The organism is Bradyrhizobium sp. 18BD, from assembly GCF_054185225.1.
Genome location: NZ_JAVAYL010000007.1, coordinates 248,276 through 267,878, shown reverse-complemented (window position 1 = coordinate 267,878; position 19,603 = coordinate 248,276). Strand labels below are relative to the sequence as shown.

The window sequence follows — 19,603 nt, the reverse complement described above, 5'->3', positions numbered from 1 at the left end:
GATGCATGGATTGGCTCGGATTCACCATCGTCGTCCTCTGCCTTCTGGTCTCGGCGTTCTTCGCCGCGAGCGAGACCGCGCTGACCGGCGCCTCGCGCGCCAGCATGCTGCGGCTCTCCAAGCAGGGTAATCGCGACGCCGACGTCGTCTCGGACCTGCTCGACATGCGCGAGCGCCTGATCGGCGCGCTGCTGCTCGGCAACAACATCGCCAATATCGGCGCCTCCGCGCTCGCGACCGCCATTTTCACGTCCTGGTTCGGCGACGTCGGCGTGCTCTACGCCACCGGCGTAATGACGGCGCTGGTCGTGATCTTCGCCGAGGTGCTGCCCAAGACCATCGCCATCAATGCGCCCGACCGCATGGCGCTCGCGGTGGCGCGCCCGATGCGGCTGACCATGTACGTGCTGGGGCCGCTGCTGCGGATCGTCGAGGTCATCGTCCGCCTGCTGATGCGTCTGTTCGGCCTCGCCGGCGAGCACCAGGCGATCCTGTCACCGACCGAGCGCCTGCGCGGCGCGGTCGACCTGCTGCACCATGAAGGCAAGGTCGAGAAGCAGGATCGCGACATGCTCGGCGGCCTTCTGGACCTGCGCGAGCTCCAGGTCTCCGACGTCATGATCCATCGCACCGAGATGATGATGATCAACGCCGATCTGCCGGCGGAGGAGCTGGTGCGCGAGGTGCTGGCGACCGAATACACCCGCATCCCGCTCTGGCGCGAGAAGCCGGAAAACATCATCGGCGTGCTCCATGCCAAGGATCTCTTGCGCGCGATCCGCGCCTCCGACGGCGACACCTCGCGCATCGACGTCTCCACCATCGCGCTGCCGCCCTGGTTCGTGCCGGAGATGCGGCCCGTGTCCGAGCAGCTCAAGGCATTCCGCCGGCGAAAGACCCATTTCGCGCTCGTCGTCGACGAGTACGGCGAAGTTGAAGGTCTTGTGACGCTGGAAGACATTCTGGAGGAGATCGTCGGCGACATCTCCGACGAGCACGACGTCGTGGTCGCGGGCGTACGCGCCCAGCCGGACGGCTCGGTGGTGGTCGACGGTTCAGTGCCGATCCGCGATCTCAACCGCGCCATGGACTGGCATCTGCCTGACGAAGAGGCAACCACGGTGGCCGGCCTCGTCATTCACGAGGCCCGCTCAATCCCCGATCGCGGCCAGAGCTTTACGTTCCACGGCTTCCGCTTCCGTGTCCTCCGCCGCGAACGCAACCGTATCACCGCACTCCGCATTTCGCCGGTGCCGCGCGATGCGGATATGGAAGAGGCGAAGCCGAGACGGGCCGGGACGTCGTTCTAACCGCCACCAGGATGCCCCGCCCCCGTGCGCAATTGCGGACTATGCGGGGGCATGACGAGGCGACTTGTCGCGCCTCAGCCTTCCCCCGGCGCCTGCGCATGGATCGCGAGGGCGTGCACGCTGCCGGAAAGTTCCGCGGCCAGCGCCGAATTTATCATGCGATGGCGGTCGACCCGGGTCTTCCCTTTGAAGGCTTGAGACACGATATAAACGCGAAAGTGCGTCTCGCCGCTCGGCCGATGGCCGGCATGGCCCTCATGCAAATGTGACTCGTCGACGACCTGCAGGCTTTCCGGCGTGAAAGCTTCCTGCAACTTGTTGCTGATAGTGTCTTTCATAACCATGTGCGCCATTAAGGCGCGTCATCGCACCCCGTCAATCCCCGGGGTGTCACGCTAATTGCAATGTCAAGACTTGAAGGTTTTTGCATTGCGTAGTCAAAGTCTGTCATGCCGATCGATTCATCAAAGTTCTTCGACTCCATCCGCGTGAAGCCGCGAGGCAAGCAGCCGGAAGTAAAGCCGCGGGAGACCGTGGTGGGTTGCGAGTGGGCCGGATGCCAGAACAAGGGCGCGCACCGCGCACCGAAGGGGCGTGAGAACCAGCGCGAATATTGGCACTTCTGCCTCGATCATGTGCGCGAGTACAACCAGAATTACAATTTCTTCTCCGGCATGAATGCTGACGCTGTCGCGCGCTACCAGAAGGATGCGCTGACCGGCCACCGCCCGACCTGGAAGATGGGCGCCAATGGCGGCAAGAAGGGTCCGGAAGCCGAGATCGATATGGCGTCCGATCCGTTCAGCATGTTCAGTGAGATCAACGGCCGCGCCAGCTGGCGGAAGGGCCCGGACGCCCAGCCGAAGGCCGAGACGCGCAAGGTGATGAACGCCGAGCGCAAGGCCCTCCAGGTCATGGGCCTCGGCCCGGACGCCACGCTCGCCGACGTCAAATCCAAGTACAAGGCGCTGGTGAAGCAGCACCACCCCGACGCCAATGGCGGCGACCGCTCGACCGAAGATCGCCTGATCGAGATCATCAAGGCGTATAATTATCTGAAGACCGTCGTACGCGAGGCTTAAGGCCTCCAGCCCGCGCGGGCTTAAGAATTCCTCCGCGTCGCATTCGTGGCAATTGCGGCCGCCGCGGTCCGGTTCTCCACGCCGAGCTTGGCGTAGATCTGCTCCAGATGCTTGTCGACCGTGCGGGGGCTTAATCCCAGAATCTGCGCGATGTCGCGGTTGGTCTTACCCTTGCTGAGCCAGGCCAGCACTTCGCCTTCGCGGGTGGTGAGGCCGAGCTCGCTGGTGAACTCCGGCGGCGGCGCCGTGCCGGCTTCCCTGGACAGCCGCAGCAGGAACTCGTTCGGCGCGGTTTCGCCCATGTAATAGAACCGGAGCTGCGGATTGTCGGGCAGGGAGGCGGCTTGCGACTTCGAGCTGCCCTTGCCCTTCACCTGCTCCAGCCATTGCAGTAGCGACGGCGGCAGGACGAAGTCGTCGGCCTGCGCACCGTGATGATCGGCCAGCAGCTTTTGCGCCTGCGGCGTCGCCCACAGAATGTGACCTTGCCGGTTGACCGCGAACAGGAAGCGGCCGGAGACGTCGAGCGCGGTGCGGGCGCTCTGGGTCAGGCGGGCGTTGCCGAGATGGACGCGGATGCGGGCCAGCATCTCCTCGATCACGATCGGCTTGGTCACATAGTCGACACCGCCGGCGTCCAGCCCGCGGACGATGTGCTCGGTCTCGGCAAGACCGGTCATGAAGATCACGGGGACATTGGCGAGACCTGTGTCGCGCTTGAGGCGGCGGCAGGTCTCGAACCCGTCCATGCCGGGCATCACGGCATCCAGCAGTACGATGTCGGGCGTGATCTGGTCGACGATGCGCATCGCGGCCGCGCCGTCGAGCGCCACCATCACCGTCATGCCGGCGCCGTCGAGCGCGTCGGTGAGCAGCCGCAGCGTCTCGGGGGAGTCATCGACAACGAGCGCGACGTCGCGCTTTTTCGGCTCAATGCTCATAAGCATGCAACGTCTTCAATGTGGCCATGTACTGGTCGAGATCGAAGCTATCGACGAGTGAGCGCATCTGCGCGACGAAATCGGCATGTTCAGGATGCTCGCTGCCGATCTCGTCGAGCTTCAGCTGGATGCCCTTGACGTAACCGATCTGGCCGAGCCCGATCAGCGCCTCGACATGGCGCAGCGGCGGCTTCGATCCGCTCTCCGGCCGCCAGAACGGCACCGCGATCTCGTCCGAACCGTATTGCCATTCGAGCTTGAGAAGCTGGCGGATCGTCTCCAGCAGCCGCGGGATGTCGATCGGCTTCATCAGATAACCGTCGTGGAAGGGCTGCGCCAGCGGCGTGCCGTGAGCCTCCAGGGCGCTCGCCGATACCATCAGGATGCGGGCCTGGTGATGGCCGCTCGCACGCAACGCCTCCGCCACGGCCCAGCCGTCCATGGCGGGCATGGAGATATCGAGCAGGAACAGGTCGGGCCGGCAATGTTGCGCCAGCGCGAGGCAGCCGGCGCCGTCGGGGGCGCTGAGCAGGATGAAGCCGAGCGGCGCCAGCACCTCGCGCAAGAGGTCGCGATGGACGGGATCGTCGTCGGTGATGAGGATGGTCTTGCGCGCGCCATGATAGCCGGACACCGGCGCCTCCACCGGAGCGATGCGCTGCGGATTAATGACCTCCGACAGCAGGATCTTGACCTTGAACGTGCTGCCGGTACCGACCCTGCTCGTCACCTTGATGTCGCCGCCCATGACGCCGGCGAGCAGCCGGCTGATGGTGAGGCCGAGGCCCGTGCCGGTCTGCGGCTGCGAGACGCCGAGCGCGCCGCGCTCGAACGGCGCGAAGATGCGCTCGAGATCGTCGCCCTGGATGCCGGGGCCGGTGTCGATCACCTCGAACTCGGCAACGGGGCTGCGATAGTGCACCACGAACTGCACGCTGCCGGTCTGGGTGAATTTTATGGCGTTGGAGAGCAAATTGATCAGCACCTGGCGCAGCCGCTTCTCATCGGCATAGACCACCGTCGGCAATGTCGCCGGCCGCCTGAACACGAAGTCGATGCCCTTGGCGGCGGCCTGAAGGCGGAACATGCCGACGAGCTGGTCGAGGAAGTCGCTGAGGCGCACCTCGTCGCGCGACAGATACAGCCGTCCCGCCTCGATCTTGGAGATGTCGAGGATGCCGTCGATCAGGCCGGAGAGATGGTCGGCGCTGCGGCGGACGACGCGGACCTGGTCGCGCGGCTTGGTGAGAAGCGTCGAATCCTGCTCCAGTAGCTGCGCATAGCCGCTGATCGCGTTCAGCGGCGAGCGTAGCTCGTGGCTGAGGCCGACGACGTAGCGACTCTTGGCGAGATTGGCGGATTCGGCAACTTCCTTGGCGCGCTGCAGCTCGGCGTCGGTGCGCTTGTGCGCGTCGATCTCCTGGATCAGCAGTGCGGTTTGCCGCCGGGTCTCGGCCTCGGCGGCGCGGCGGCTCTGCTGCGCCAGCACGAACAGCCAAGCCACCACGCCGATGATGATGCTGAGCGAGAAGAACACCTTCCACAGCACGTTGGAGACCAGCATGTTCTCGCCATGCACGCTCGCCGAGGTCTGGAGGTAGATCAGCCCCAGCACCAGCGCGACGAGGCCGGCGGAGATCACGAACACGCCGACGTAATGGCCGAACTGCGAGTTGATCCGCTGATAGATCGGCTGCGGCAGGATCTTGCCGAGCGCCTCGGAGAATTGCACCTGCGCGCGCCCGTGCGGCTTGCAGAGATCGTGGCAGCGCGCGTCCAGCGAACAGCAAAGCGAGCAGATCGGGCCGGCATAAGCGGGGCAGGAGGTGGTGTCCTCGGGCTCGAAGCTGTGCTCGCAGATACAGCACTGGATCGCCTCGATATTGGCCCAGCTCTTCTTCGGCTTGCGGGCGATGTAGAACTTCCCGTCCGTCAGCCAGGCGATGACGGGCGCGGTGACGAAGGCGACCGTCAGCGCGACGAAGGCGGCGAGCGCCTTCATGGTCGGGCCGAACAGGCCATAGAATGCCGCGATCGAGACGATGATCGCGAGCGTCATCGCGCCGACACCGACCGGGTTGATGTCGTAGAGATGCGCGCGCTTGAACTCCATTTGCGGCGGACGCAGGCCGAGCGGCTTGTTGATCACGAGGTCGGAGACCAGCGCGCCGACCCAGGCGATCGCGACGTTGGAGTAGAGCGCGAGCGTCTGCTCCAGGGCCTTGTAGACACCGATCTCCATCAGCAGCAGCGCCACCATCACGTTGAACACCAGCCAGACGACGCGTCCGGGATGGCTATGGGTCAGGCGCGAGAAGAAATTCGACCAGGCAATCGAGCCGGCATAGGCGTTGGTGACGTTGATCTTGATCTGCGACAGCACCACGAAGATGCCGGTCAGCGCCAGCGCGAGGTCCGGCTCCGACAGCACATAGCGAAAGGCCACGAGGTACATATGCGCAGGCTCGGCAGCCTCCTCGGGCGGGATGCCGTGGCTCAGCGCAAAGAAGGCGAGGAACGAGCCGGCCATCAGTTTCAGCGCGCCGAGCACGATCCAGCCCGGCCCGGCGCTCATCAGCGCGATCCACCATGACGCCTTCGAGGCGCGGCGGTCGCGCGGCAGAAACCTGAGGAAGTCCACCTGCTCGCCGATCTGGGCCACCAGCGAGAACACGACGGAGGATGCGACACCGAACAGCAACAGATCGAAATGGCCGCCGAGATCACCGTGCTCACCGGAGAATTTCTGCCATTCCGTGAAGGAGTGCGGGCTGGCCCAGGCGATCGCGATGAACGGCAGGATGTGCAGGACGATCCAGAGCGGCTGCGTCCAGAGCTGGAAGCGGCTGATCAGCGTGATGCCGTAGGTCACGAGCGGGATGATCGCGACCGCGCTGATGAGGTAGCCGATCGGGCGCGGAATTCCCAGGCACATCTCCAGCGCGGTCGCCAGGATCACCGCCTCGACCGCGAAGAAGATGAAGGTGAAGGAGGCATAGATCAGCGACGTCACGGTCGAGCCGATATAGCCGAAGCCGGCGCCACGGGTCAGCAGGTCGATGTCGATGCCGCATTTCGCGGCATAATAGGCAATCGGCACGCCGCAGCAGAAGATGATGGTCGAGACGACGAGGATCGCCGCGGTGGCGTTGGTGACGCCGTAATTGAGGGTGATGGTGCCGCCGATCGCCTCCAGCACCAGGAAGGAGATGGCACCAAGCGCGGTGTTGGCGACGCGGGCGGCGGACCAGCGTCGCGCGCCCTTGGCGGTGAAGCGCAGCGCGTAGTCTTCCAGCGTCTGGTTGGCGACCCATTGGTTGTACTGGCGCCTGACGCGGTCTATTCGCTGCCGCCCTGCCACGCTTTACTCCACTCCCGATATGGACCCGGAGCCCTCGCAAATCCCGTACCAAAAGCCTACGTCGGTATTTTGCGGTGCAGTATACGCGATCTTGCGTATGCTTGCGCTGCACAAATTCGAGCCATCCTCACGGCACCAATCGCGTGTCCTCGAACAAACAGTGGGGTGCTCATGTCAGACGAAGCAAACAAGGGCCTGTTGTCGCCACTCCGGCGCAAACTATTGATGGGAATGGCCGCTGTGCCGGCCATGACAATGCTGCCGCGCGCATCTTTTGCGCAGGCCCCTGCGACTTCGGCGGTCAACACCACGGGCCTCGCGGTCACCGACACCGAGGTCACGGTCGGCATTCTGCACTCGGCGACCGGCACCATGGCGATCTCCGAGACCGGCTCGATCGAAGCCGAAAAGCTCGCCATCGAGCAGATCAACGCCGCCGGCGGCGTGCTCGGGCGCAAGATCAAGTTCATCCAGGAAGACGGCGCCAGCGACTGGCCGACCTTCGCCGAGAAGGCCAAGAAGCTGCTGGTCAACGACAAGGTCGCGGCGATCATGGGCTGCTGGACCTCGGCCTCGCGCAAGGCAGTGCTGCCGGTCGTCGAGCAGTATAACGGCATGCTCTATTACCCGACCTTCTACGAAGGCCTCGAGCAGTCCAAGAACGTCATCTACACCGGCCAGGAAGCGACCCAGCAGATTCTCGCCGGCCTGAACTGGATCGCCAAGGAGAAGGGCGCGAAATCGTTCTTCTTCATCGGCTCCGACTACATCTGGCCGCGCACCTCGAACAAGATCGCGCGCAAGCACGTCGAGAACGTGCTGAAGGGCAAGGTCGTCGGCGAAGAGTACTACGCGCTCGGCTCGACCCAGTTCAACTCGGTCATCAACAAGATCAAGCTGACCAAGCCCGACGTGATCTTCACCGACGTCGTCGGCGGCTCGAACGTCGCCTTCTACAAGCAGCTCAAGGCCGCCGGCATCGACCTCGCCAAGCAGCCGCTGCTGACCATCTCGGTCACCGAGGACGAAATCGACGGCATCGGCGGCGAGAACATCGCGGGCGCCTATGCCTGCATGAAGTACTTCCAGTCGCTCGACAATCCCAACAACAAGGCGTTCGTGCCGGCGTTCAAGAAGGCCTGGGGCGAAAAGACCGTGATCGGAGACGTCACCCAGGCTGCCTATCTCGGCCCGTGGCTGTGGAAGTTGACGGTGGAGAAGGCCGGCTCCTTCGACGTCGACAAGATCGCGGCGGCCTCGCCCGGCGTCGAGTTCAAGGGCGCGCCGGAAGGCTATGTGCGCATCCACGAGAACCATCACCTCTGGTCGAAGACCCGGGTGGGCCGCGCCAAGCTCGATGGCCAGTTCGAGCTGATCTACGAGACCGCCGATCTCGTCGAGCCCGATCCGTTCCCGAAGGGCTACCAGTAAGAGACACCGCGTCAGTCGCGGCCTCCCTCAAAAGTTCAGCCTCTCCCTGGCGTGGACAGCAAACCCACGCCCAAGACCCCCGCGTCGCGAGCCTGCATCGCGACGCGGGACCCTTATCCCCGACGGAGGACATCGATGTTCGGCGACTACTCGCTTGGTGATCTTGGCTCGATCTTCGTCATGCAGGGTTTTGCAGGACTGATCCTGTTCTCGGTCTACGTCCTGATGGCGCTCGGGCTTGCCATCATCTTCGGCCAGATGGGCGTCATCAACATGGCCCATGGCGAGTTCATGATCCTCGGTGCCTACGTCACCTGGATGACCTCCAATCTGTTCCAGAGCTACATGCCGAGCCTGTTCGGCGGCTACTTCTTCCTCGCGATGATATTGGCCTTCGTCGCATCCGGGGCACTGGGGATGCTGGTGGAATGGGCGCTGATCCGGCACCTCTACAAGCGCCCGCTGGATACGCTGCTCGCCACCTGGGGCCTCAGTCTGATGCTGCAGCAGGCCTATCGCTCCGTGTTCGGCGCACGCGAGGTCGGTGTCGATCTGCCGCAATGGATGCTCGGGTCGCTGCACGTCACCGACAGCATCGAAGTGCCGATCAACGGCGTCTTCGTGATGTGCCTGACCGTGCTGATCACGATCTCCGTCGCCTACGTGATGTACAAGTCGCGCTGGGGCCGCCAGGTGCGCGCCGTCGTACAGAACCGCATCATGGCCGGCGCGGTCGGCATCAACACCGAGAAAGTCGATCGTTACACCTTCGGCCTCGGTTGCGGCATCGCCGGTGTCGCCGGCAGCGCCTTCACCATGATCGGCTCGACCGGGCCGACCTCCGGACAGCTCTACATCGTCGACACCTTCCTGGTGGTCGTGTTCGGCGGCGCCGCGAGCCTGCTCGGCACCATCGCCTCGGCCTTCTCGATCTCGCAGACGCAATCGACCCTCGAGTTCTTCATGTCCGGCTCGATGGCCAAGGTGCTGACGCTGCTCGCCGTTGTCGGAATCCTGATGCTGCGGCCGCAGGGGCTGTTCGCCCTCAAGGTCCGCAAGTGAGAAAGTGGGGCTGATGTTATGACCGACAATCGGTTCTTCAATCGATCGGAGCTGATCGGAATTCTGGTGCTCGCGGTCTTCCTCGTGGTGGTCCTGCCGCTCACGCTGGACGTCTTCCGGCTCAACCTGGTCGCAAAATATCTGACCTATGCCTTCGTCGCGCTCGGACTGGTGATCTGCTGGGGCTATGGCGGCATCCTGAGCCTCGGCCAGGGCGTGTTCTTCGGCCTCGGCGGCTACTGCATGGCGATGTTCCTCAAGCTCGAGGCATCGAGCGTCGAGAACACCAAGATCCAGTCGACCCCCGGCATTCCGGATTTCATGGACTGGAATCAGATCACGGCACTGCCGTTCTTCTGGAAGCCGTTCAACAGCCTCACCTTCACCATCGCCGCCATCATTCTCGTGCCCGGCATCTTCGCTCTCATCATTGGCACCGCGATGTTCAAGCGCCGCGTCGGCGGTACCTATTTCGCCATCATCACCCAGGCGGTCGCGGCGATCCTGACCATCCTGATCGTGGGCCAGCAGGGCTACACCGGCGGCATCAACGGCATGACCGACCTGCGCACCCTGAAGGGATGGGACATCCGGCCGGACCACGCCAAGGTCGTGCTGTACTTCTTCGAGGTCGGCTGCCTGTTCGTCTGCATCATGATCGCGCAGTTCGTCCGGCACTCCAAGCTCGGGCGCATCCTGGTCGCGATGCGCGAGAAGGAGGACCGGGTCCGCTTCTCCGGCTACAGCGTCGCGAACTTCAAGATCTTCGCCTTCTGCATCGCCGCCGTCTTCGCCGCGGTCGGCGGCGCCATGTTCGCGCTCAACGTCGGCTTCATGTCGCCGTCCTTCGTCGGCATCGTGCCGTCGATCGAGATGGTGATCTACACCGCGGTCGGCGGCCGGTTGTCGATCCTCGGCGCCATCTACGGCACGCTGCTGGTCAATTTCGCCAAGACCAGCCTGTCGGAGACCTTCCCCGAATTGTGGCTGTTTGGCCTCGGCGGCCTGTTCATCGCCGTGGTCCTGGCCTTCCCGAACGGCCTTGCCGGGATTTGGGGCGACTATGTACAGCCGCGCATCGATCGCCTGATCTCGTCGCGCAAACCGAAACCCGAAGGCTGGACCGACAGCTCGGTCGCCGACGGCGCCCCGGCGGAGTGAGGAGATCGTCATGCTCGTCGGTCATCACGATGCCGATGCCACGCTGGCAGTGAGGAGATAGATCATGCTCGTCGGTCATCGCGATGCCGATGCCACGCTGGCAGTGAGGAGATAGATCATGCTCGTCGGTCATCAGCCCAAGGAATTCCTGCTCGCCGTCGAAGCCCTGACCGTCTCGTTCGACGGGTTCAAGGCGGTCAACGATCTCTCCTTCTACGTCGACGAGAACGAGATCCGCGTCATCATCGGCCCCAACGGCGCCGGCAAGACCACCGTGCTCGACCTGATCTGCGGCAAGACCAAAGCGACATCAGGCTCGATCCAGTTCCGCGGCAAGGAGCTGACACGGATGCGAGAGAACGAGATCGTCAAGACCGGGGTGGGGCGCAAATTCCAGAACCCGTCGATCTACGACGATCTCACCGTATTCGAGAATCTGGAGATCTCGTACCCGCGCGGGCGCTCCGTGTTCGGCGCGCTGACCTTCACCCGCGACGCCGCGGTGCGCGACCGGGTGCACGAGGTCGCGGAGATGATCTTCCTGAAGGACCGGCTGAACATGAACGCCGATCTGCTCAGCCATGGCCAGAAGCAATGGCTCGAGATCGGCATGCTGCTGATCCAGGACCCCGACCTGTTGATGCTGGATGAGCCCGTCGCCGGCATGAGCGTGTCCGAGCGCGCCAAGACCGCCGAGCTCCTCAACCGCATCATCAAGAACCGGTCGGTGCTGGTGATCGAGCACGACATGAAGTTCGTCGAGGACATCGCGCACAAGGTCACCGTGCTTCACCAGGGCCAGATCCTCTCGGAAGGCACCATGGAGAAGGTGAAGAACGACCCCAAGGTCGTCGAAGTCTATCTGGGGCATTAGCGCATGATCCCGGAAAGTGGCGTCCGGTTTCCGGACAAGATCATGCACAAGAAATAAGGAACGTGACGATGCTGGCTATTTCCGATCTCCACGTCGCTTACGGCCAGAGCGAGGTGCTGCACGGGCTCAACGTCAAGGTCGCGCCCAACGAGATCGTTGCGATCATGGGCCGCAACGGCATGGGCAAGACTACGCTGATGAAATCGCTGATGGGCATCCTGCCGGCCAAGAGCGGCTCGGTGACCATGGACGGCGCCGAGCTCGGCAGCCTCAAGAGCTATGAGCGTGTGGCCAAGGGCCTCGCCTATGTGCCGCAGGGCCGCATGATCTTCTCCACCATGACGGTGAAGGAGAACATCGAAACGGGCCTCGTCGTGTCAGGCGGCGCCGAGGTGCCCGGCGACATCTACGAGCTGTTTCCCGTGCTGCTGGAGATGAAGGGCCGCCGCGGCGGCAATCTCTCCGGCGGGCAACAACAACAATTGGCGATCGCCCGCGCACTCGCGACCAAGCCGAAGGTGTTGCTGCTGGACGAGCCGACCGAAGGTATCCAGCCTTCGATCATCAAGGAGATGGCGCGCACGCTGAAGCGCATCCGCGACGAGAAGGGGTTGTCGATCGTCGTCTCCGAACAGGTCCTGAGCTTCGCGCTCGACATCGCCGACCGTGTGCTGGTGATCGAGAACGGCGAGATCGTGCGCGACGATCCGCGCGATGCAGTCGATGCCGCGCAGGTCTCGAAATATCTGTCCGTCTAACCAACCGTAGTAAAAGGGGAGCATCTCGATGCCAGAGACACTGATCAAGGTCGATCTCACCAAGTCGGCTTACGAAAATGACATGGTGCATAACCGCTGGCACCCCGACATCCCGATCGTGGCCTGGGTCAATCCCGGCGACGACTTCATCATCGAGACCTATGACTGGACCGGCGGCTTCATCAAGAACAACGATTCCGCCGACGACGTGCGCGACATCGACCTGTCGATCGTGCACTTCCTGTCCGGTCCGATCGGCGTCAAGGGCGCCGAGCCCGGCGACCTCCTCGTCGTCGATCTGCTCGACGTCGGTCCGATGAAGGAGAGCCTCTGGGGCTTCAACGGCTTCTTCTCCAAGCAGAATGGCGGCGGCTTCCTCACCGATCATTTCCCGCTGGCGCAGAAGTCGATCTGGGACATCAAGGGCCTCTACACCTCGTCGCGTCACGTGCCCGGCGTCAACTTCGCCGGCCTGATCCATCCCGGCCTGATCGGTTGTCTGCCCGATCCCAAGATGCTGGAGACCTGGAACAAGCGCGAGGCCGAGCTGATCTCGACCAACCCGACCCGCGTGCCCGGTCTCGCCAATCCGCCGTTCGCGGCGACCGCCCATGGCGGTCGCGCCAAGGGCGACGTCAAGGCCAAGATCGGCGCCGAGGGTGCGCGCACCGTGCCGCCACGTGAGCATGGCGGCAATTGCGACATCAAGGATCTCTCGCGCGGCTCGAAGATCTACTTCCCGGTCTACGTGCCCGGCGCCGGTCTCTCGATGGGCGACCTGCACTTCAGCCAGGGCGACGGCGAGATCACCTTCTGCGGTGCGATCGAGATGGCCGGCTGGCTGCACCTGAAGGTCGAGGTGATCAAGGACGGCATGTCGAAATACGGCATCAAGAACCCGATCTTCAAGCCGTCGCCGATCACGCCGAATTATAAGGACTATCTGATCTTCGAGGGCATCTCGGTCGACGAGGCCGGCAAGCAGCATTATCTCGACGTCCACATCGCCTATCGCCAGGCGTGTTTGAATGCGATCGAGTATCTGAAGAAGTTCGGCTACTCCGGCGCCCAGGCCTATTCGATCCTCGGCACCGCGCCGTGCCAGGGCCACATCTCCGGCGTCGTCGACGTCCCCAATGCCTGCGCCACGCTGTGGCTGCCGACCGAGATCTTCGACTTCGACGTGATGCCGTCGGCGGCAGGGCCCATCAAGCACATCACAGGCGATATCCAGATGCCGATCTCGCCGGACAAATGACGCCGCGCTCCCTCTCCCCGTTCTTGCGGGGAGAGGGTCGGGGTGAGGGGCTGTCTCCGCACACGCGGTCATCAAATGCGTAGGGATCAACGATGCCGGTCTATGAATATCTCTGTGACGATTGCGGTCCGTTCAAGGACATCAGGCCAATGGCTGAATGCGACGATCCGCAAAGCTGCCCGCACTGCGAGACGATGGCGCCGCGCGTCATCCTGACCGCACCGAATTTCTTCTGCATGCCGGCGGACAAGCGCAAAGCGCACGCCGTCAACGAGCGCAGCTCACACGCGCCGCAGACGCTCGCGCAATACAAGGCTTCGCACGGCCCCGGTTGCGGCTGCTGCTCATCGGGCAAGACGGTCAAGGACAAGAGCGCGACGGACAAGAAGAAGCCCGCGCGGCTGATGACCAAGACCAACAGCGGCGCCAAGGGCTTTCCCACCGCGCGGCCCTGGATGATCAGTCACTAACCTCAAACGAATAAAAGACAGGAGCGCTCAACATGCTTCACGGCGACATTTCCAGCAGCAACGACACGGTCGGCGTCGCGGTGGTCAATTACAAGATGCCTCGCCTGCACACCAAGGCCGAGGTTCTCGAGAACGCCCGCAAGATCGCCGACATGATCGTCGGCATGAAGGTCGGCCTGCCCGGCATGGACCTCGTGATCTTCCCCGAATATTCGACGCAAGGGATCATGTACGACTCCAAGGAGATGTACGAGACCGCGTCCGTGGTGCCGGGCGAAGAAACCGCGATCTTCGCCGAGGCCTGCCGCAAGGCCAAGGTGTGGGGCGTGTTCTCGCTGACTGGCGAGCGCCACGAGGAGCATCCGCACAAGGCGCCCTACAACACCCTGATCCTGATGAACGACAAGGGCGAGATCGTCCAGAAGTACCGCAAGATCATGCCCTGGGTGCCGATCGAAGGCTGGTATCCCGGCAATTGCACCTATGTCTCCGAGGGACCAAAGGGCCTCAAGGTCAGCCTGATCATCTGCGACGATGGCAACTATCCGGAGATCTGGCGTGACTGCGCCATGAAGGGTGCGGAATTGATCGTACGCTGCCAGGGCTACATGTATCCGGCCAAGGAGCAGCAAGTCATGATTTCCAAGGCCATGGCCTGGGCCAACAACGTCTATGTCGCGGTCGCCAATGCCGCCGGCTTCGACGGCGTCTACTCCTATTTCGGCCACTCCGCGATCATCGGCTTCGATGGCCGCACGCTCGGCGAATGTGGCGAGGAGGATTACGGCATCCAGTATGCCCAGCTCTCGAAGCATCTGATCCGCGATGCGCGCCGCAACGGCCAGTCACAGAACCATCTCTACAAGCTGGTCCACCGCGGCTACACCGGCATGATCAATTCCGGCGACAGCCCGCGCGGCGTCGCGGCGTGCCCCTATGATTTCTATAAGAACTGGATCAAGGACCCCGAGGGTACGCGCGACATGGTCGAGGCAATGACCCGCTCGACGCCGGGGACCGACGAGTGCCCGATCGACGGCATCCCGAACGAGGCGGGGCCGAGTAATTATTGAGGCACTGTCGTCCCCCGGGGCTCGGCGGAATCTTGCTCAGGTTGCGGAGGGCTGCCGAATAAGCGTTGCGCGGGTACAACACCGAGCCTGAAAGTTCCCGTTTTCCGGGCAGCGCGGCAAGATTTGGAAACATAACCGCAAAACTACGGAACACGACGTGCTAACCATCGCCCGCGTAGCGCCGCAGAGCGCTCAAGGGAATGGGGTTGGGGCGTGCGTTTTCGATTGACCAGACCGGGCCGGGTTCGGCCGGGGACGATATGCGTGGCGACCGTATCGACGGCGCTCCTGGTGATCGCAGTCCCGCCAGTGTCGGCGCAGGACGCCACCTGGGTCGGCGGCACCCCCAGCGCGGCGAACAGCAATTATTCGACGTCGTCCAACTGGACCCCGGGTATTGTGCCGACCGGCACCGCAACCTTTGGCGCGTCGGCGAATACCAATATTTCGCTCTCGACGGTCGCCAACCTCGATGGCTGGACCTTCAGCGCGGCAGCGTCCAACTATACGTTTACGTCGAATGTTGTCGGCGCGCTCTTTTTCAATGGCGCGGGCATCACGGTCAACGGCGGCAGCGCCACCATCATCAGCGACGGGATCCTCCAGTTCAATAATTCGAGCTCCGCGGGCGCGGCCAGCATCACCAACAATTTTTCATTCTTGTTCTACAACACGAGCGACGCCGGAAGTGCCGACATAACCAATACCGGCTCGGTTGAATTCTTCAACAAGAGCTCCCCTGCGGGCGCCGCGATCACGAATGTGGGGTCGCTTGCGAACGTCCATTTCGAGTTCACGTCGGGGGCCAGCAATGATCACAAGCTGACTGTCGGCTCGATCGCCGGCAGCGGGACATTCATGTTCGGCCAGAACCAACTGACCGTCGGCAGCAACAACCTTTCGACGGCGGTTAACGGCATCATTTCCGACGGCAGCGGTTTCACGGGCGGCTCGCTAGTCAAGATCGGCACGGGCACGCTGACGTTGACCGCCGCCAACACCTATACGGGCGGTACCACGATCTCCGACGGCATCTTGCAGGTTGGCGATAACAGCGCGGTCGGTACCGGCGCGGTGACGCTGGACGGCGGCTTGTTTCAGGCCGACGGCACCACCGATCTGACCATCGCCAACCATTTCAGGATCAACAACACGCTGGCCGGCGGCGCGATCGATGCCAACGGCACCGTACTGACGATCGCCGGCAACATCAGTGACGGCAACGGTCCCGGCAAGCTGACGGTGTTGGATGGCACGTTCAGTGGGGTCGGCGTCGTCACGCTGCTCGGCACCAACACCTATACCGGCGGCACGTTGATCTGCTCCTGCGGCAGCCTGGTGCTCGGCGATTCCACCCATAAGGCCTCGATCATAGGCGCCGTCACCAATGAAGGGCGCCTTGCCTTCGTCAACGCCAATAATTCGGGCATCACGACGCTGACCAATGATGGTGGCCTCACCGCATTCACGAATACGACGACCGCCGGCACGATGACCATCATCAACAAGAATGTCGGTTTGATTGGGTTCTTCGATGCGAGCAGCGCCGGCAACGCCACGATCAGGAACCGGGGCGGCAGCGTCACGGTGTTCGGAAACAACGGCGGCACCGACACCGCGACCGCCGGCAATGCCAATATCGACAACAATGGTGCGGGCACGATCTTTGCCGCGTCGACCAATGCCGGTACCGCCATCATCACCAACCGCAATGGCGGCGGAACCGCGTTCACCGATCAATCGTCGGCAGCGGGCGCGCAGATCACCAACACGGGCGGAATTACCTCGTTCGGCCAGCCGTTCGGCACGGACGCGCCGACCGCGGGCAATGCCGTCATCATCAACAACAATGGCGGCGAAACCGACTTCAATGCCTTCGCCACTGCGGGCAACGCGGTCATCGCCACCAATGCGGGCGGTGCGGTCTACTTCTTCGACAACTCGACCGGCGGCAGCGCGCAGTTCATCACCAATGGCACCGGCTTTGTCGATTTCTCAAGCAGCCTCGGGCCGAACGGCGACGGCCGCATTCCCGTGGGCTCGATCGCGGGCTCCGGATCCTATTTCATCGGCGCCGGCAACACGCTGGTGGTCGGCGGCAACAATCTGTCGACCATCGTCAGCGGCGAGATCGCGGACACCAATCCGTGCGGCTGCGGTGGGCGGGGCCCGGGCAGTCTCGAAAAGGTCGGGGCGGGTATGCTGGTCCTGTCCGGCGTCAACACCTATACCGGCAGCACGACCGTCAATGGCGGTATCCTGCAAGTCGATGGCTCGATCGCGTCGTCGGTCCTGACCACGGTGAATGCCGGCGGTGCGCTGACGGGCGTCGGCACCGTCGGTAATACCATGATCGCCAATGGCGGCATTTTCCTGCCAGGCAACGGTACGCCGGGCACGGCGATGACAGTGTCCGGCAATCTGACCTTCCAGTCCGGCGCGCTCTATCTCATTGGCATCAACGGCACGACATCGAGCCTCGCCAACGTGACCGGGACCGCGACGCTGTCTGGATCCGTCGGAGTGAGCGTGGCACCCGGCTCTACCCTCGCGAAGCAATATACCATCCTGACCGCAGCGGGCGGGCGCAATGGCACCTTCAGCGGTGTCGATGTGCCCGGCGCGGCCAGTTACACCGCGAGCCTCAGCTATGATGCGGGCAATGTTTACCTGAACTTCGCGCTCGACTATGGCGCGAAATCGGCACTCAACGTCAACCAGGCGAACGTCGCCAATACGCTAGTCAATTTCTTCAATGCCAACGGCGGCATCAACAGTACCTTCGCCGGGCTCTCGCCGGCCGGCCTCACACAGGCCTCCGGCGAATCGGGAACAGGGTCGCAACAAACGACCTTCAACGCGATGAACCTGTTCCTCAGCCTGTTGACCGATGTGTTCGGCTCGGGGCGGAGCGGCGAGGCCGGCGCGACGCCTTATGCCGATGACGCCGGCGCGAATGCCTATGCCGCAACCGGCAAGAACGCGCAGGACAAGAGCGCGCGTAGCGCCTTTGCCTCGATCCATCGCAAGGCGCCGCCGCCGGCATTCGAGCAGCGCTGGGATGTGTGGGCTGCCGGCTATGGCGGCTCGCAGGCCACCGACGGCAACGCCGTGATCGGTTCGAACAACACCACCAGCAGCGTCTATGGCACTGCCGTTGGTCTCGACTATCGCTTCTCGCCTTCGACGATCGCCGGCTTCGCGCTCGCCGGCGGCGGCACCGGCTTCAACGTCAACGGGCTCGGCTGGGGCCGTTCGGACCTGTTCCAGGCCGGCGCCTTCGTACGTCACACGGCGGGACCTGCCTATATCACGGCCGCGCTGGCCTATGGCTGGCAGGATGTCACCACCAACCGCATCGTCACCGTCGCCGGGACCGATCGGCTTCGCGCGCAGTTCAACGCCAACGCGTTCTCGGGCCGCGTCGAGGGCGGTTATCGCTATGCGACGCAATGGATCGGGCTGACGCCCTATGCTGCGGCCCAGGCCACCCTGTTCAGCCTGCCGAACTATTCGGAGTTCGCGGTGGTCGGCAGCAACGCCTTTGCGCTCAACTATGCCGCCAAGGACGTGACCAGCACCCGCACCGAGCTCGGTCTGCGCGCGGACAAATCGTTCGCCGCGGCCGGCGGCCTGATGACCCTGCGAGGTCGTCTCGCCTGGGCGCATGACTTCAATCCGGACCGCACCATCGGTGCCGTGTTCCAGACGCTGCCGGGCGCGGCCTTCGTCGTGAACGGCGCCGCGCAGGCGCGCGATTCTGCGCTGACCACGGCGGCGCTGCAGGTGAACTGGATGAACGGCTGGTCCGCGTCCGCGACCTTCGAGGGCGAGTTCTCGAACGTCACCCGCTCCTACGCCGGCAAGGGCGTCGTCCGCTACGCGTGGTGAGGCGGGCGACCCTCCGCCTCCAGAGGCGGATAAGGACGTGCATCACTGCTTCTTCTGCGGAGGCTTGCGCGGCGGGCGCGGGGCGGCTGCCGCAGGCGAAGAGGGCGTGCCGGCCATCTTGTTGGCGGCCTCGCTGACGTCGAGCAGGCTGCGGCGGGTGTCCTCGAGGAAGCTCGCCGATTTCTTCTTCATGGTGTCGGCGAGCTCGTGCAATCCCTTGATCTTCTCGAACAACTCGTCGGCCTTGCCGTCGACGAAACCGGGCACCACGCTCTCGATCTTGGTGACCGCCTTGTCGAAGCCCGCAAAGGCGGTGTCGACCTTGGCCATGACGGAATCGATCTCATCGCCCTTGCTCCTGAGGTCGCCGGTGGTGTCCTCGAAGGTGCGCAGGCCTTCCTTGATCGCAGGGGCGTTGCTCACGATCGAGCGGTCGACACTGTGCAAAGTGTCGACGATGGATTCGGCGTCGCTGAGATCGGCGGTCAGCACGGGGATGCCGTCGGAGTCCAGCGGCACCGGCGGGGCTGAGGGCGCGCCGCCGATCAGCGAAATCGCGGCGACACCGGTGAGCCCCTGGAACTCGATGCCTGCGGCGGTGTCCTCGCGGATCGGTGCGGTGTTGTCGAGCATCACCAGCACCACGATCTTGCGCGGATTGTCCAGCTTGATCGACAGGATCTGGCCCGCGGGCACGCCGTCGAAATTGACTGGCCCGCCGCGCCGCAAGCCGCTGGCGGAACCGCCCTCGAACACCACGCGCAATTGGCTGCGGCTCTGGATGGTGCGCCATTTCTGCACGCCGAGCATACCGCCGAACGCCACGGCAATCGCCGCCAGCGTCGCCGTTCCGATCACAAGATTGCTCGCGCGTGCCATCAGGCGATTCTACGGCCAAAGCGGGGAGGTGGAAAGGATGCAATGGTACGTA

Annotated in this window: 15 protein-coding genes; 11 read left to right on the top strand and 4 right to left on the bottom strand. The window is 63.6% G+C overall.

The features are described from left to right. Nucleotides 1-5 precede the first annotated feature (5 nt). Nucleotides 6-1,310, top strand: coding sequence for an HlyC/CorC family transporter (locus RAD16_RS15605; RefSeq protein ID WP_458158765.1), 1,305 nt, complete (start codon nucleotides 6-8; stop codon nucleotides 1,308-1,310). Nucleotides 1,311-1,384: 74 nt separating this feature from the next. On the opposite strand, the gene RAD16_RS15600 is transcribed toward RAD16_RS15605, so the two are convergent. Continuing rightward, nucleotides 1,385-1,654 (bottom strand): BolA family protein, encoded by a 270-nt coding sequence (locus RAD16_RS15600; RefSeq protein WP_458158837.1) that lies wholly within the window; start codon nucleotides 1,652-1,654, stop codon nucleotides 1,385-1,387. A gap of 105 nt (nucleotides 1,655-1,759) precedes the next feature. On the opposite strand from RAD16_RS15600, the gene RAD16_RS15595 reads away from it, so the two are divergent. Continuing rightward, nucleotides 1,760-2,392 (top strand): J domain-containing protein, encoded by a 633-nt coding sequence (locus RAD16_RS15595; protein WP_458158764.1) that lies wholly within the window; start codon nucleotides 1,760-1,762, stop codon nucleotides 2,390-2,392. A 20-nt stretch (nucleotides 2,393-2,412) separates the two neighbouring features. Here the strand turns inward: RAD16_RS15595 and RAD16_RS15590 are convergent, their stop codons facing one another. Beyond that, the gene (locus RAD16_RS15590; RefSeq protein WP_458158763.1) at nucleotides 2,413-3,339 is read right to left on the bottom strand and encodes a response regulator; all 927 of its coding nucleotides are present in this window, start codon (nucleotides 3,337-3,339) and stop codon (nucleotides 2,413-2,415) included. Continuing rightward, nucleotides 3,323-6,694, bottom strand: coding sequence for a hybrid sensor histidine kinase/response regulator (locus RAD16_RS15585; protein ID WP_458158762.1), 3,372 nt, complete (start codon nucleotides 6,692-6,694; stop codon nucleotides 3,323-3,325). Before RAD16_RS15585 ends, RAD16_RS15590 begins: the two co-directional genes overlap by 17 nt. Nucleotides 6,695-6,865: 171 nt before the next feature. On the opposite strand from RAD16_RS15585, the gene urtA reads away from it, so the two are divergent. The 9 genes from urtA (at nucleotide 6,866) to RAD16_RS15540 (ending at nucleotide 18,672) form a co-directional block, all read left to right on the top strand. After that, nucleotides 6,866-8,125 carry an urea ABC transporter substrate-binding protein gene (gene urtA / locus RAD16_RS15580; protein ID WP_458158761.1) on the top strand — a complete coding sequence of 420 codons (1,260 nt, stop codon included), beginning with the start codon at nucleotides 6,866-6,868 and terminating at the stop codon, nucleotides 8,123-8,125. Nucleotides 8,126-8,260: 135 nt separating this feature from the next. Next, complete coding sequence (gene urtB / locus RAD16_RS15575) at nucleotides 8,261-9,187, top strand: urea ABC transporter permease subunit UrtB (RefSeq protein ID WP_458158760.1); 927 nt, start codon at nucleotides 8,261-8,263, stop codon at nucleotides 9,185-9,187. 18 nt (nucleotides 9,188-9,205) lie between these two features. Beyond that, the gene (urtC, locus tag RAD16_RS15570; RefSeq protein ID WP_458158759.1) at nucleotides 9,206-10,348 is read left to right on the top strand and encodes an urea ABC transporter permease subunit UrtC; all 1,143 of its coding nucleotides are present in this window, start codon (nucleotides 9,206-9,208) and stop codon (nucleotides 10,346-10,348) included. A gap of 118 nt (nucleotides 10,349-10,466) precedes the next feature. After that, nucleotides 10,467-11,222, top strand: coding sequence for an urea ABC transporter ATP-binding protein UrtD (gene urtD / locus RAD16_RS15565; RefSeq protein WP_100235890.1), 756 nt, complete (start codon nucleotides 10,467-10,469; stop codon nucleotides 11,220-11,222). A 68-nt stretch (nucleotides 11,223-11,290) separates the two neighbouring features. Next, nucleotides 11,291-11,980 carry an urea ABC transporter ATP-binding subunit UrtE gene (urtE, locus tag RAD16_RS15560; protein WP_326896436.1) on the top strand — a complete coding sequence of 230 codons (690 nt, stop codon included), beginning with the start codon at nucleotides 11,291-11,293 and terminating at the stop codon, nucleotides 11,978-11,980. A gap of 28 nt (nucleotides 11,981-12,008) precedes the next feature. Further along, entirely contained in the window at nucleotides 12,009-13,238 is a 1,230-nt protein-coding gene (gene fmdA, locus RAD16_RS15555; protein WP_018316778.1) for a formamidase, read from the top strand. Nucleotides 13,239-13,330: 92 nt separating this feature from the next. Further along, nucleotides 13,331-13,708: an FmdB family zinc ribbon protein gene (locus tag RAD16_RS15550; RefSeq protein WP_458158758.1), complete on the top strand. Its 378-nt coding sequence runs from the start codon at nucleotides 13,331-13,333 to the stop codon at nucleotides 13,706-13,708. A 32-nt stretch (nucleotides 13,709-13,740) separates the two neighbouring features. Further along, nucleotides 13,741-14,781 (top strand): aliphatic amidase, encoded by a 1,041-nt coding sequence (locus RAD16_RS15545; RefSeq protein ID WP_458158757.1) that lies wholly within the window; start codon nucleotides 13,741-13,743, stop codon nucleotides 14,779-14,781. Nucleotides 14,782-15,639: 858 nt separating this feature from the next. Next, the gene (locus tag RAD16_RS15540; protein ID WP_458158836.1) at nucleotides 15,640-18,672 is read left to right on the top strand and encodes an autotransporter outer membrane beta-barrel domain-containing protein; all 3,033 of its coding nucleotides are present in this window, start codon (nucleotides 15,640-15,642) and stop codon (nucleotides 18,670-18,672) included. A 42-nt stretch (nucleotides 18,673-18,714) separates the two neighbouring features. Here RAD16_RS15540 and RAD16_RS15535 read toward each other — a convergent pair whose 3' ends face one another. Beyond that, complete coding sequence (locus RAD16_RS15535) at nucleotides 18,715-19,551, bottom strand: MlaD family protein (RefSeq protein WP_458158756.1); 837 nt, start codon at nucleotides 19,549-19,551, stop codon at nucleotides 18,715-18,717. Nucleotides 19,552-19,603 lie beyond the last annotated feature (52 nt).

Bases quoted from the DNA above. Each gene is read 5' to 3' on its own strand.
- RAD16_RS15605 (WP_458158765.1), top strand. From the start codon at position 6: ATGGATTGGCTCGGATTCACCATCGTCGTCCTCTGCCTTCTGGTCTCG.
- RAD16_RS15600 (WP_458158837.1), bottom strand. From the start codon at position 1,654: ATGGTTATGAAAGACACTATCAGCAACAAGTTGCAGGAAGCTTTCACG.
- RAD16_RS15595 (WP_458158764.1), top strand. From the start codon at position 1,760: ATGCCGATCGATTCATCAAAGTTCTTCGACTCCATCCGCGTGAAGCCG.
- RAD16_RS15590 (WP_458158763.1), bottom strand. From the start codon at position 3,339: ATGCTTATGAGCATTGAGCCGAAAAAGCGCGACGTCGCGCTCGTTGTC.
- urtA (WP_458158761.1), top strand. From the start codon at position 6,866: ATGTCAGACGAAGCAAACAAGGGCCTGTTGTCGCCACTCCGGCGCAAA.
- urtB (WP_458158760.1), top strand. From the start codon at position 8,261: ATGTTCGGCGACTACTCGCTTGGTGATCTTGGCTCGATCTTCGTCATG.
- urtC (WP_458158759.1), top strand. From the start codon at position 9,206: ATGACCGACAATCGGTTCTTCAATCGATCGGAGCTGATCGGAATTCTG.
- urtD (WP_100235890.1), top strand. From the start codon at position 10,467: ATGCTCGTCGGTCATCAGCCCAAGGAATTCCTGCTCGCCGTCGAAGCC.
- urtE (WP_326896436.1), top strand. From the start codon at position 11,291: ATGCTGGCTATTTCCGATCTCCACGTCGCTTACGGCCAGAGCGAGGTG.
- fmdA (WP_018316778.1), top strand. From the start codon at position 12,009: ATGCCAGAGACACTGATCAAGGTCGATCTCACCAAGTCGGCTTACGAA.
- RAD16_RS15550 (WP_458158758.1), top strand. From the start codon at position 13,331: ATGCCGGTCTATGAATATCTCTGTGACGATTGCGGTCCGTTCAAGGAC.
- RAD16_RS15545 (WP_458158757.1), top strand. From the start codon at position 13,741: ATGCTTCACGGCGACATTTCCAGCAGCAACGACACGGTCGGCGTCGCG.
- RAD16_RS15540 (WP_458158836.1), top strand. From the start codon at position 15,640: ATGTTCGGCCAGAACCAACTGACCGTCGGCAGCAACAACCTTTCGACG.
- RAD16_RS15535 (WP_458158756.1), bottom strand. From the start codon at position 19,551: ATGGCACGCGCGAGCAATCTTGTGATCGGAACGGCGACGCTGGCGGCG.